Source organism: Alkaliphilus crotonatoxidans (assembly GCF_054658015.1).
Genome location: NZ_BAAHXS010000004.1, coordinates 763,074 through 776,275 on the forward strand (window position 1 = coordinate 763,074; position 13,202 = coordinate 776,275).

General features: G+C 39.7%; 17 protein-coding genes. 3 read left to right on the forward strand and 14 right to left on the reverse strand.

Annotated features, from left to right (window positions below; all coding sequences use genetic code 11):
* Positions 1-25: 25 nt before the first annotated feature.
* From ACYQ1I_RS06175 to ACYQ1I_RS06200, 6 genes are all read right to left on the reverse strand, one after another.
* The gene (locus ACYQ1I_RS06175; protein ID WP_459763430.1) at positions 26-304 is read right to left on the reverse strand and encodes a PTS sugar transporter subunit IIB; all 279 of its coding nucleotides are present in this window, start codon (positions 302-304) and stop codon (positions 26-28) included.
* A gap of 34 nt (positions 305-338) precedes the next feature.
* Positions 339-803 carry a PTS sugar transporter subunit IIA gene (locus ACYQ1I_RS06180; protein WP_459763432.1) on the reverse strand — a complete coding sequence of 155 codons (465 nt, stop codon included), beginning with the start codon at positions 801-803 and terminating at the stop codon, positions 339-341.
* Positions 804-815: 12 nt separating this feature from the next.
* Positions 816-1,433: a bifunctional 4-hydroxy-2-oxoglutarate aldolase/2-dehydro-3-deoxy-phosphogluconate aldolase gene (locus tag ACYQ1I_RS06185; protein WP_459763434.1), complete on the reverse strand. Its 618-nt coding sequence runs from the start codon at positions 1,431-1,433 to the stop codon at positions 816-818.
* 51 nt (positions 1,434-1,484) lie between these two features.
* Entirely contained in the window at positions 1,485-4,400 is a 2,916-nt protein-coding gene (locus ACYQ1I_RS06190) for a sigma 54-interacting transcriptional regulator (RefSeq protein ID WP_459763436.1), read from the reverse strand.
* Between the two features lie 263 nt (positions 4,401-4,663).
* Positions 4,664-5,758, reverse strand: a complete 1,095-nt coding sequence (locus ACYQ1I_RS06195) for a slipin family protein (RefSeq protein ID WP_459763438.1) — start codon at positions 5,756-5,758, stop codon at positions 4,664-4,666.
* 468 nt (positions 5,759-6,226) lie between these two features.
* On the reverse strand, positions 6,227-7,459 hold the full coding sequence (locus ACYQ1I_RS06200; RefSeq protein WP_459763440.1) for an RtcB family protein: 1,233 nt from the start codon (positions 7,457-7,459) through the stop codon (positions 6,227-6,229).
* A 132-nt stretch (positions 7,460-7,591) separates the two neighbouring features.
* On the opposite strand from ACYQ1I_RS06200, the gene ACYQ1I_RS06205 reads away from it, so the two are divergent.
* The 3 genes from ACYQ1I_RS06205 to ACYQ1I_RS06215 are packed head-to-tail and all read left to right on the forward strand — an operon-like array spanning position 7,592 to position 9,769.
* Entirely contained in the window at positions 7,592-8,215 is a 624-nt protein-coding gene (locus ACYQ1I_RS06205; protein WP_459763442.1) for a hypothetical protein, read from the forward strand.
* 32 nt (positions 8,216-8,247) lie between these two features.
* Entirely contained in the window at positions 8,248-8,805 is a 558-nt protein-coding gene (locus ACYQ1I_RS06210; RefSeq protein WP_459763444.1) for a WYL domain-containing protein, read from the forward strand.
* Position 8,806: 1 nt separating this feature from the next.
* Positions 8,807-9,769 (forward strand): WYL domain-containing protein, encoded by a 963-nt coding sequence (locus tag ACYQ1I_RS06215; protein WP_459763446.1) that lies wholly within the window; start codon positions 8,807-8,809, stop codon positions 9,767-9,769.
* Between the two features lie 11 nt (positions 9,770-9,780).
* On the opposite strand, the gene ACYQ1I_RS06220 is transcribed toward ACYQ1I_RS06215, so the two are convergent.
* From ACYQ1I_RS06220 to ACYQ1I_RS06255, 8 genes are all read right to left on the reverse strand, one after another.
* Positions 9,781-10,083, reverse strand: coding sequence for an imm11 family protein (locus ACYQ1I_RS06220; RefSeq protein ID WP_459763448.1), 303 nt, complete (start codon positions 10,081-10,083; stop codon positions 9,781-9,783).
* A gap of 435 nt (positions 10,084-10,518) precedes the next feature.
* On the reverse strand, positions 10,519-10,902 hold the full coding sequence (locus ACYQ1I_RS06225) for a WapI family immunity protein (protein WP_459763450.1): 384 nt from the start codon (positions 10,900-10,902) through the stop codon (positions 10,519-10,521).
* An 18-nt stretch (positions 10,903-10,920) separates the two neighbouring features.
* Positions 10,921-11,103 (reverse strand): hypothetical protein, encoded by a 183-nt coding sequence (locus ACYQ1I_RS06230; RefSeq protein ID WP_459763452.1) that lies wholly within the window; start codon positions 11,101-11,103, stop codon positions 10,921-10,923.
* A 170-nt stretch (positions 11,104-11,273) separates the two neighbouring features.
* Positions 11,274-11,438: a hypothetical protein gene (locus ACYQ1I_RS06235; RefSeq protein WP_459763454.1), complete on the reverse strand. Its 165-nt coding sequence runs from the start codon at positions 11,436-11,438 to the stop codon at positions 11,274-11,276.
* A 521-nt stretch (positions 11,439-11,959) separates the two neighbouring features.
* A complete protein-coding gene (locus tag ACYQ1I_RS06240) occupies positions 11,960-12,199 on the reverse strand; it encodes a hypothetical protein (protein WP_459763456.1) in 240 nt (79 codons plus the stop codon).
* Complete coding sequence (locus ACYQ1I_RS06245; protein WP_459763458.1) at positions 12,196-12,396, reverse strand: hypothetical protein; 201 nt, start codon at positions 12,394-12,396, stop codon at positions 12,196-12,198. The genes ACYQ1I_RS06240 and ACYQ1I_RS06245 overlap by 4 nt, the downstream gene beginning before the upstream one ends.
* Complete coding sequence (locus ACYQ1I_RS06250; protein WP_459763460.1) at positions 12,380-12,502, reverse strand: hypothetical protein; 123 nt, start codon at positions 12,500-12,502, stop codon at positions 12,380-12,382. Before ACYQ1I_RS06250 ends, ACYQ1I_RS06245 begins: the two co-directional genes overlap by 17 nt.
* A 140-nt stretch (positions 12,503-12,642) precedes the next feature.
* Positions 12,643-13,032, reverse strand: coding sequence for a hypothetical protein (locus tag ACYQ1I_RS06255; protein ID WP_459763462.1), 390 nt, complete (start codon positions 13,030-13,032; stop codon positions 12,643-12,645).
* Positions 13,033-13,202: the final 170 nt, after the last annotated feature.

Consider the following 13,202-nt stretch of genomic DNA (forward strand, 5'->3'; position numbering starts at 1 on the left):
CTCCCATAATAAATTAATTGTTCATTTATTTTAAATGTCCTATAATTTCTTCCAAAACAGACTCTTCCTCAAAGCCCGTTAAAAGGGCAATGGCGCCTACCACCGGGATACTAACCTCAGAACCTTCAAATTTCCCAGTGGTAACAAGCAGATCAAAATCTGCCACCTTAGAGGGAACTTCCATCAGCTTACATTGAGTAACCGACACATTGATACCGTTATCTTCACAGGCTTCTTTTATTTTACTGGCCACTACTGTTGAGGTTGCAATACCATTTCCACACGCAACTAGTACTCTTTTCATCATTTACGCCTCCTAGAATTTAGTTTCCGCTACGTTATAGCAAATAAGGTTTTAGCTTTTCCATTACTTCTTCGCTGCTTGCTGCTTTACAAATCCCTTTTAAAACTTCTTGATCCTTAACAAGGTTAATAATTTTTTGTAGCATATTTAAATGCCCATGGGGCTGATCCAGGGCCAGCATCATAATAATATGAACTTCCAGCTCCCGTTCTGGATCATCCATTGAACGAAAAATGACCGGCTCCTTAAGAATGCCTATGGCAATGGCTGCCCTGTTAACCAGCTTATAATCACAGTGGGGTATGGCAATTTTGATATCTACCGACGGAAGCCCGGTGGGATAGTTCATTTCCCTTTCTACAATAGCTTCTTGATAAGACTCCTTTACATACCCCCCTTGATAAAGCTTGTCAGATAAAAATCTTAAGGCTTCAAGATTTTCACTAAAGGTTAAGTCTCTAAAAATTAAATCCTTTTCAAAATACAATTCTGTGCCCATCATTTTTGCCTCCTAGCCTATTTCTGCTTCAAATGCTTTGAGAGACCCCCTTAACCCCTTCAGGTTCCCATTGATTATGTCCTCTCTATTGAAGATTCCCGAACCAATTCCCAGGTAATCTGCCCCAAGATTTAAAAATTCTTTTGCATTGTTCTTTGTGATTCCTCCCACAGCCATGAGGGGAATGTTACCAAGGGGTGCCTTCACATCCTTAAAAAACCTAGCACCGCAGCTAATCGCCGGAAATACCTTTACAATGTCTGCCCCTGCCTCCAAGCCTTGGTATATTTCTGTGGGAGTCATGGCCCCTGATACAGAAATTACTGAATTGGCCTTGCACAGATTTATTACCGCCTTGGGCAGCACAATGGGAGATAAAATAAATCTAGCTCCTGCCTGAATAGCCGCCTCTGCCTGCTGCAGGGTATTGACTGTGCCTGCCCCAATTAAGATTTGGTCTTTAAACTCTCTTTGAAAGGTTTCAATCATTTCCAGGGCCCCGGGGGTATTCATGGTGATTTCTACTGCTTTAATGGTACTTTCTGTCAAAATCTCTATTACATTTCTAATCTGCCTTTTTTCGTATCCACGCAAAATAATAGTGATCTTAGGAAAGGCTGCTGCATTCATCTACTCACCTCCTTAATCTCACTATTATCCTTGAGCAAATATTGTGCCAGACTACTTGTCTGGTATTGTATTTTTAAATAGTACCGCCATGATTTCTTCCTGACTTTTTGCTGATCGAACCCTCTGAAGGGCTTCCTGACTGGCAATAATACGATACAGCTGTTCAAAATATTCCTTTGAGTCATCCTTAAGGGCGATTAAAAAAATAATATCTACTTGGTTAACACCATCCCAGTCTATGGGGTTGGCCAGTTTTGTAACGGCTATGGCTGGTTTTGTAACGTACTGGCTTTCTCCATGGGGTATGGCGATTCCACCCTTTAAGTAGGTGGTACCCATGGCTTCTCTTTTGTACAAGCTAAGGAGAAATCCATCCTCCACCAGCTCCCTTTCCAAAAGCTGTTGGCCCATAGCATCCAACACCTCATTTTTATAGCGATGTTTTGCCTCTGGCTGAATTAATTCCGAGGTAATGACCTCTGGCAGGGTGTTTTTAAAATGGTTTTCCCTTCGGGTAATTTTTTTTAATCTTTTTACGGCCTTCCCCATAATTAAATCTTCCATTGAAATAAAGGGAACCTCCCGCCATCCCGGGTTAATGGTTCCGATAACAGCCAGGATTTGATAATTTCTGGCGATTCGATCCAGGGTCACCAAAATATCCTCCTGATTCATATAGCCTAAGGGAATCAGCTCTATATTCTTTTCTGTATTTAAAATTGAGCTTTCAATGTACTCCTTTACCTTGAGGGCCGAGCCCTCTCCTGTGATGCAGAGGGTAATAATTGCCCTTGTCAAATTTTTTTCCTGTACGCCATTGCCCCTTACCACACCTCTTTTATTGTCGATTTCATCGGCAATTCGATCCAGGGTATCCTCCCTCAATAGAGCCCTCCTGGCACATTCCAGTACCATAAGGGTATCGACCCTGCCGATCACTCTTGTGGGAATTCCCGTTCTGGCCGTAATGATATCACCAAAGGTTGTTAATGAACCCATGTCCACCAATAAAATACAGCCTCGTCCCTGATTAACCCGTTGCACCAGCTTAATGGCCTTTTCCAGCATCATATCAGGAGAATCGCTTAACTCCATATCCAGGCCAACGGCAAAATCCACCCCTAAAAGCCGGTTAACCACCTCGGCCATTCCGGTGGCTACCCTTCCGTGGGAAAGGACGATTACCCCCACCCTTCCCTCCGTAGGCTTAAGCTGCTGCTGGAAGTTTTTAAGGTACATGGCTATAAATCCCGTCTCTTCTTCTGGAAAATCTACCATAAGCCGGTCCTTCAATAGCATGGATATTTTCTTTGCCACTTTAAATTCCACTTCATAGCTGCCCTTTACCATATCTAAATTAGGATTAACAATTTCTCTGCCATTTAAAATACGATCATAGGAAGAGCTGAGATGAATAGCCAGGGGATATAAGATTTCTTTTTGAATAGCTGGTATATGCTTTTTGGTAAGCTGATAAATTTCCTGGGTAATGTCTAAAATTTTCTCACCAATAATATTGATCAGCTCCTGCTGATTTGTAGAGGAAAGATTCACCATAGATGCAAACCGAATCAGCTGCCGCTCTACCTGCTGACCAATTACCTTGTTAATCTCTTCATCGCTGTATCCATCTGACTTCAATTCCTTGAACCGTTCTTCTATAAATTGGTAAATGTTGTCTCTTCCAACATTGCTGTAATCCTCCGTTTGATTTTCGACTCCCTTAGCTGAAACCACCAGGTCTTCTCTGGTATATTTGTCTAGCTCAGTATCCTTTTGGTTAAAGCTCAGGGCTTGGTCCTTCACATGGTCGGGAATATGTTGAAAGCGTATTTTAATACGATTCAAATTGGTTAAGGTAGACTGAAGAAAGGCTCTGGCACAGCATACCTGAATATCACTTTTAAGCTGCCCAATATTGCCGGGGCAATCATAGGACATAAAGCACCTTATAACATCTGCTCCCACCAAAATATCCTTTTTAAGTCGTATGTATTCCTGTAAAAAAAAGTTCTTAATCATATAATATCGCTCAGAATAGGGTCGCTGGCTGATCGCAGGCAGTTCAATCACCATTGGAATTCTTCTTCTGAAGGTAAGTAATAAAGAGCTTTCAGGATTTTCAGTGGTGGCACCAATAATCATTACCCTGCTTTCTCTGACAATTTCGGTTTCCCCTAACCTTCGATATTGCCCTTTATCCAGTAAATAAAACAGAATTTCCTGGCCCTCGGGAGGAAGCCGATGTATTTCATCCAGAAATAATAGCCCGCCATGGCAAAGCTCTACGATTCCTTTTTTGCTCTCTGTTGCCCCCGTAAAGGCCCCCTTGCTATGGCCAAATAGCTGAGATAATAAAAGCTGAGGGTTATCGGCATAGTCAGCGCAGTTAAATATCATGAAGGGGGCATCCTTTGAAAAATTTTGGGTGGTCTTGGCAAATTGATGCATTAATTCCGCCATCAAGCTCTTTCCTACCCCAGAAGGCCCTAGTAATAGGGTATGAAGGCCTGACGGAGGATATAAAATAGCCGCCTTGGCTTGATTGATCTGCAGCCGCAAACTTTTTTCATATCCTATTAAGGCCCTAAAGGGGTCTTCTTCATCTATTACTTTTTCTACTGCTGTTTTTGGTGCCTTCGGAGCATTTACCTTATTTCCCTGCTGCAAGGCTTCCAAGGCTTCGGCCTTTATTTTAGCCGCGGCATACCGTGCGATACGGTAGCCCCTTTCATTTAAGATTTTTGTAAAGTTCCGATCCGATATATTTGGGTGGATATAAAGTATTTCTTCTGCTTCCCTCAGTAAAAGCCCCCTTCTTCTTTCTCTGGAGCTGGGAATTTCATGATTTTTTCTGAATTCTGTAACTATCTCCCTAAATATCCCCAACTGCTTGGCAATCTCCTCGTCGGTATAGGGGTTTTTAGGGTCCTCTGAATCGATCATTGCCTTAATCCTTGCCTCCATCTCTGTCTCCCCCTTCTTCCTTACTTGAATCAATTTACAATCAGCCTACTATAATTAAAACTTGCAGCTTCTTATTAATAATTTGCCTTTAATCAATTTGATTTTACTATATTTTTAATAAATTGGCCATTGACTATAAAAGGACCAGCACTTTTGCTATTTGACTATAAAAGTTATAGAAAGTAAATATCTAAAAGCCTTCTACAATACTAAATTCCTTTGTAGAAGGCCTTTTTGTCTAAGTTAGTTTAACATATCAGATTTCACCGGCCCATCAACAGCTCTTTAAGCTGATTGAGTATATTTCCGCCACCTACAGAGATGTTCCCTACCTTATCGCAAATCCTTTCCAGATATTCCAACTCCTTTAGTTTATAAAGGGTGGTGTTTTCTTCCATCAGCTTGGCCGTATTTAATAGGCTTCGTGTGGAGGCCACTTCCTCACGCCTGGTAATGACATTGGCCTGGGCCTTTTTCTCAGCCACCAAAACCGTATTCATAATCTCTCGAATTTCCCCGGGCAGAATAATATCCTTCAGACCACTGCTTAAAAAGGATACATATAAATTCGTTTCTTGGGCCTTCAGCTTTTCCAGAACAAAACTGGAGATATTTTCTTTTTGCTCTAAAAGTTCATCAAAGCGATACTTCCCCACATATTCCCGAAGGATTAGCTGTGTCAGTCCATAAATCTGGGTTCTGTAGTCATTAATTTCTGTTATTATCTTGATTGAGTCGGTTATTTTATAGGTACAGACAAAGTTAATGCGAAGGCTGACTCGATCGGCCGTCAAGATTTCCTGACCAACAATATCAAGCTGCTGAGTACGTAAGTCTACCAGCTCCCAGTTTACCCTGACACTACCATTCCAAAAGAAATAGGTACCACAGTCCAGTTTTTTCTGAAAGACGCTGTCAAAGTATAAAAGTCCTTCGTAGCCATTGGGCACTTCAATCCTTATGTATTCCTTTGGGGAAAGGGCCGAGAGGGTTTTAGCATCAATTTCTGTCATTTTAGGCTTCGTTTTATCTACCAGCAGAAAGGTATGTTTACTGAAAATGTTCCAAAAACAATAGCTGCCGGTAGGCAACGTACCGACCATTTTCCCTTCCTCCAGGTGAATAGCCATGTAGCCATTGGGTACATCTATGTGTACTGTACTTTCTTTAAAGTCTTTATCTCGAAGAAAAATAGAGTTATCCAAATCTGCCAGCTTGATTAAACCATCAGCCTTTAATACCTGTAAACTTTCACCAAGCAGCTTCCAGATATGATGTTTTCCTGGTGTTAACATTCTGACAAATATACCATTTTTAAATAAAAAACCTCGCTCATTGTCCTTAATTATTACCTTCAAACAAATCAGCTCCTTTTCCATTTTGAATGGCTTTGAAAAAGCCCGCAACCTTTATTACGCAACAGGAATTAAGCAATGTTGTAACCTGATCGGCTATTACCCTTTAGTAATCATGGAACAGGTTCAGTCAAGGCGGTATCCTCCCTATTACTGGTAACTTCAGGCACCGCCCTTTGGCTGCTATCGCCATCAGGCAGGGCTTTTCTTTCCATTCTCCTGTGAATGATTGGGTGGATTCGAACCACAGCCTAAATGGCCTTACCATTTCCTCGGCGGAGCAATCTAGTTGCTCTACCAACTGAGCTGCACGCCTTACCCCTTGGCTACTCACGACTGAGGGAGGAATCGAACCTCCGTATATGCAGATATACTGCTTTTTCTTAATCCGGTACATGACAGGTAACGCCTCCATGCCGCAAGGGCCTTTGAACCCTACGCATCAGGATTAAGAAATCTATATTTTATGAATTATCCTTTAACAACGCCAATTGTTTTAAGCCGCTTTAAAGGTTTCACCAAATCTCTTTGGTTTTCCATTACCTCATCAATGTCCTTATAGGCAAAACGGCTTTCTTCAGGTACATCCTTTTTACTGTGCTTTCCTAAAATAACACCTTGGCTTTTTAAGTCAACCATCACCTGTTCCACAGTAAACTCCTTCATAGCGGCAGTGCGGGAAAATTGTCTACCGGCTCCATGGGAAGACGTATGAAAGCTCATTTCATTTCCCAGGCCTTCTACTACGTAGCTATAGGAGCCCATGGCACCGGGGATAACTGCCGGCTCTCCCTGCCTTGCCCTGGTGGCTCCCTTTCGATGTACCCATACATTCTTTTCATAATGATGTTCCAGGGAGGCATAGTTATGATGACAGTTAATCTCTTGGGTGTAAGAAAAATTTATTTTAGTAAATTTTTTAATATATTTCTCAAGAATCCCTTTGACAGTATCCATAATATGGGCTCGATTTTCCATAGCAAAATCTAAGGCCAGCTCCATCCAATGAATATATTGCTTGCCATCCTCTGTATCAACGGGCAAAAAGGCAAGCTGATGGTGATCTGGCACCATGGAATACCACTTTTTATTTAATTCCCTTGCTCTGTTATGAAAGTATTCGCAAATTTGCTTTCCAAGGTTACGGCTCCCCGTATGGACCATGATGCCGAGAAACCCCTCATCATCCACCTGAAGCTCAATAAAATGATTTCCTCCGCCCAAGGTCCCTACTTGAAAATAACCTCTTTCAATATGCTCTATCAGCCCAGGATTGACCTGATATTTGTCTAATTCCTGCTTGGCTTGATCCAGGGTTCTACATAACTGTGCTTTTTTGTGATGGTTGAAACCCACTGGAACGTTTCTAAGAATATCTCCTATCATGGCCTGAATCAGACCTCCGTTTCCAGTATGTATATCCTTAATGTCATCTACCAAAAGATCGGTACCGATAAATCCCATGCCACAGCCAATGTCTACCCCTACAGCATTGGGAATAATCACATTCTCAGTTGCAATCACGCCGCCAATAGGCATGCCTTTTCCCGTATGGGTATCGGGCATTAGTATTACCCATTTATGTAAAAATGGCAAATTGGCCAGGTTATATGCCTGTTCAAGGCATCCTTCTTCTAAATTACTTTCATCGGGCAGCCATATTTTAATAGGTACTTTTGTTTTTTCATTAGAAATGACAAACATATAATCCTCTCCTTTTGTGCCTATGTATTTGCTTGCATTTAGAATAGCATAGGTCGAATGATTGAATCATTTAAAAAAGTTTGCGAACATAATTAAACTAGATTAAAATGAAAATAATGGGAGGGCTTAATTATGGCAGGATTTAGTGAACTGATAAGAAATTTTGATAAAATAAGGGACTATATGAGGGATTTTTACATCTATGGTTTCAAGTCTCGCTCCCAGTTTAAAAGAAAATCATCGAGAAGTTATGACAATGAAAAACGTAGAATTGAGAGCTATTTAGGTGATTATATGAGGTGGGGATATAACCGCAATGGAAAAAATACTGTTATCTCCCTTGATTCATCTCAAATTAAAACGAACCCCCTTTATGCTGCTTGGAAGTCAAAAAGCTTTACTAATAACGATATAATACTCCATTTTTATCTGCTGGATGCTTTTCAAGGTAAGGGCTCCTTTTCTGTCAATGAATTGACTGAATCAATCAGTAAGAAGAGTGGTGTAACCTTTGATGCCCAGACTGTTCGCAATAAATGTGTAGAATACCACAGGGCAGGACTACTTTTAAGGGGGCAGAGGGGAAAAATTGTTTTTTACAGTCTGTCTCCGCTTTATTTTAAAGACCTGGTAGCGGATATGTCTCTATTAGGGGTTGGAGTGAAGTTTTTCCATGAGGCAGCTTTATTCTGGATAATGAAGTGGATGGCAATGAGCTTTTCACATTTCAACATCACTACATTGTCCACACCCTAGAAGATGGAATGCTGTTTGAAATTTTAAAAGCGATGCATGAAAATAGGAAAATCTGTTTTCAAAACTTTAGTGAAAAAGTGGAACGCTTAACTACCCATGAGGGGATTCCCTTAAAAATATTTATTAGTGCAGCAACGGGAAGAAGGTATGTCTGTTTGTATATGGTTAAGCGCGGGCGTTTTTCCTGCTTCAGGTTAGATTATATCAAATCAGTTCAATTGCTTGAGGTCTATTCCGAGGCAAAGGATATGAAGAAAAAGCTTGATAACAACCTTGACCAAATATGGGGTGTCAGTTTCGGAGGTAGGAATCGATGTGATCAGCTGATTATGAAGTTGTGGATTGATGAAAGGAAGGAGACCTACGTAATTGATCGAATCAATCGAGAGGGCAGGGGCGGCAGTCTTGAAAGGATAGGCCCCAACACCTTTTTATATACAAAGAAATGCTTTGATGCAACGGAAATGACCCCCTGGATCAAAACCTTTACGGGCCGAATACTAAAACTGGAATCTAACAATCAAGAGGTAATTGATCGATTTAACCAGGATATGACCTCTTTATATCAAATGTATTGGGGAAGTGAATAAGATGGAGTTGTTTTCTGAAATATACAGCTGTTATTTTAAAGCCATGAGAAGAGTTTTAGAAGAGGCTGGAAAAAAAGCCTTTATGACCTATCAAGAAATATCAGCTATTATTAACGAAACTGCTTTTTCTGACAGTGGCTTTTTTATGATGCCCCTTTTAGAAAAGGAATGGCATTTCTTTGAGAAGCAGGAGGATTACTTTTTCTCTAAATTGGGTTCCAACAGCTTTTTACTTCCTATGACACGTCTACAACAGGCTTGGCTTAAGGCGTTACTTGAGGATAAAAGGGTTAAGCTGTTTTTAGATCAGAATGAAATCACTCTGTTAACGAAGGCTCTGGCTGATGTACCTCCTCTTTTTACCTCAAAGGATATTTATATCTTTGACCAGGCCACTGATGGAGATCCCTATGATGATCCCTGCTATATTCATATTTTCCGTGGGCTTGTAGATGGAATCAGAAGCCAATCTATACTTAAGCTGAAATATAACAGCGGCAAAGGTAATCGAAGCTGTCATCATTATTTACCCCAGCAGTTAAACTATTCTTCAAAGGATGATAAATTCCGAATGCTTGGCCTCCAAGTGAAAAAAGGTCAATATGAGCCTGTCATATTAAATGTGGCTCGAATTGAGGCGCTTTACCCTACAAATATCCCTTACAACCCCAATTGGTACCATAGAAAGAAAAGGGCCCTCAGTCCTCTGGTTCTAAGAATTTATAAAGGGCGCAATGCCCTGGAGCGGTGCATGCTTCAATTCGCTTCAATGGAAAAGGAAACGGAATATGAAGAGGAAACAGATACTTATCTATGCAGGATTTATTACGATATTCAGGATGAAATGGAACTTTTAATTAGGGTCTTGAGCTTTGGCCCTGTAGTTCAGGTTTTGGGGCCGGAAAAATTTTTAAACCAAATGAAAGAAAAAATCAAATTGCAGATGACGCTGACTGATGGGTGATGGGGTAATGTTTAGTGGAATTTTAAACAAACTCTTACTTCAAGAAAGTCACAACCAGTAATATTATTTTTCTCTATTTCCTCCTTTACTTTTTCAGATACAAAGATAGCCATTTGACTTTTCTCTACTCTAAATATTTGTAGCTCTTTGATTGCATTTTGTTTTAGTGCGTACTTCCTAACAGAAAGCACTTTTTCATTTTCATCAGGCTCGAACTCGCTGTAATCAGAGTGCTCTAGGTCTAACGCATCAATTAACGAGCAAATATTTGCAACAGAATATCCCTCAATCACATTATAACATTTTTCAAACATGCCCAGGTTACGATCACCAATAATTAATCGTACGCCACATAGCCCTCGTTCTTTTAGACTTACAAAGAAGGAAAGCTCTGTTTATCCTCTTTCATATCTTTCGGCAGCACCGATGATTTCACGGCATCCGTCTTTTGCAACGCTAATGGCAGTCAGGATAGAGACGTTTTGGATTAGGTTAAATATTATACATTATACATTTACTTTTAAGATATTCAATTGCATTATCCCTATTTATTAAAATAGGTCTTTCATTAGTTCCAATATTTATTTCTTTAATGAGCTTTATTAAATCTAAATCTTTCTTCTTTGAAGAAAACTTCAAATTTTCAACAATGCATTGCCAAAATTCTGTAGAACAGCAGGTTAAAGGCAGATTCATAGGGTGTCTGTAAAGGTGTACCTTTATTTTTAAATAGCGTAGTTATGTCAAATCTACAGATTCGACTTGAGCTTTTGTATCAACCCAGATAGGATGGTTTGGTCTGTAGTATATTTAAACTTCATGTTATGCTCTTCATGGCTTCCACCAATTTGTCCTGCCATGGATATGTGTCCTGATTTATCCATCTCAAGGTTGATATATGCATCTGAATCACTATCACTTATTTTAGAGCATCCAGAAAGTGTCTCATGCATCTTTGATAATGCTTCGACAATTACCAATATATTTTCTTTTGAAATGCAAAAATGCGATGCTCCTGTAAATTCTCCTGATTCCACCTTGATATTAAATGTAAAGTAATTCTCAACTGTATATAAGTGTTCTATAGCTAACTTTTTGCCATTCGAATCAAATATTATATTATCTTCGTTCATTATTTTACCTCGCTTTTTTTACTTGAATTTGAAATTAACAAATGTGCCTGCCTTAGTGTTATATACATAGTGGACTTCTACACCATTAACGTTTTTACTCATCTTGACCCAACCATCGTTTGCAGGCCATCTCGGATCAGACATTTTCACAGAAGTTAATTCCTTTGCCCCCTCTAAAGGATTAGATTTAACTTCTTTCATGGCAAGCTGCTCCGTTAGGTTATTTTCCGTTGTACGGCCAGTTGATCCTTTTCCTAAAATCTTAACTTCAGATGCCGCGCTCTCAATTTCTTCCTTAGTAGCTTCACTCTCCCCATCCTCCTAGCTACCTCTACCATTACCACCATCATTCCCACCGTTAGCAGCAGCCATTAGAGCCAATCCTTGGGTAGCCTGGCCATAGGATAAGTCACAGCATTAGCATCATAGATTAGATTAGTTACAATTACCCCTTCCGGGGTTACAGCCTCGATTACCTTTAATCCGTTCGGGCTTATTTTAATACTGTTTGTGAATTTCTCCATGCCCATCATCATAAGGGCAGTTTGATAGGTCTTTCATTGTAGGCCACCAGCTCATCATAGGGAGTATTGGGTCCAGATAGACCTCACCATTTTGAACCAGATAATAGAAGGACAGAAAAAAAGAACAGAAAAGGGAGTTACAGAAAGAGTATTTTTATCCTCTGTAACCCCCGGCAGCACCATTTTACCATAGAAACAGTTTCCTGTAAATTCATGGTTCACCATGAACCATGGGGTAGAAAATGATGCAGGTTAAAGAGCCGGGATCAAAGACCTCCCCCGGCTCGGGTTACATCAAGAGGCCGCAAAGCAGACTGTAAGGACTTTTTCATCGGGGTCGGATTCTTGCCATTGGGGTCGTAACCGGAGTCGCACTTACAGGGAATGCCCATTTATGCGAAAGAGTTACGGGGTTATGAACGACTCCAGTAAAATTTGTACCAGTTAATCAGGAAAACAGGAAACCCATAAACCTGATGGATTTAATTTTCCAAATCTCCAAAGGTTCATTATAATTCTCTTCTAAGGTATTGTTACCTGATAGGCGGAGAATTATTTCCACTTTTATACTTCTTTACATAATTATTTATACCAGAAAAAAGTACATCACGCATAACTTCTTTATAGTCACTATAAATGCCCTCTTTTTCAATTATAATATCAAGCATATCTTTTAATTTTCCATCAATTATAATTGTAATACCTTCGACTTTTTCTCCTGTTTTTTCATTTTCAAACTTCTCTGATATAATGCTTAATTTATTATCGCTCATGAATTAGATGCTCCTTTACTATAATCTAAAATAGGTATTCCATTTTCTTTAATTTTAACTAGTGGCTGGCTTGACTGATTTGGAGCAGTACCTTCACTACCTTGGACTCTCCTGTATTGTTTCATTAATGCAAGATTATTAGGTAATATGGCCCTGCAAGCCTCCTGATGGGTGCAGTTTTTACCTTTTAGATTCAATCATCAGAGCATCAGCATACATCGCCATAGAAGGGACACAGTCAAAGCTGTTGTACTTTAACAGTGGATTAGTAGAATATGTCAGCATCACCTGATAATTGTTCAACCTCTGTTTATAGTTAACGAAGAGATCCATTATGTTAAACAGGAATTACTGGTGGAACAAAGGTTATGTTGGTAATGATGAATTAAAGCAATTCACTTGGTACTGGGTAGTCCCCACCAAGATAACATGAGAAGCATGATTTACTCGTTTAGAAAATCAATATTTATTCTGTCAACTCTAATTTGGACATAGCATCCGTCAAAATATGCAAGACCGTCAACCATTTCTTCCTCGAGTTCAACTATAAGCCCTGCATTGATAGTACGTTTGTCAAAATCAAAGTAACCCCTGATAAAATAAGCAAAGCTGTTATCAATACGGTAGAACCCCATGTCTAATTGTTCTATTTTTTGCATTTCAATATCATCAAGCACGACAAACCCCAATGATACTAAGTATTCTTGTTTTTCTTCTGGCTGAAAGGAGATTCCAAAGGGCATGAAACCAGTTATTTCAACCCCCCCGATTTCCACTATCACCTCTTCCTCAACATGCTCATTGAATCCCTTAACAATTGCATTATATTCCACATAATCACCTCTTTATTTAAGGAATTGGGTTAATAACCTTCTCTTTGTTCCCATTTAACATTTTCCAAAAATCTTTTCCGCTTTCAACATGGTAAGTGGTTATCTGTCCTAGATTATTAGTACCAACAAATTTAAACTTGACTTCGCCTTTTCTCGAATGCTCATAAACC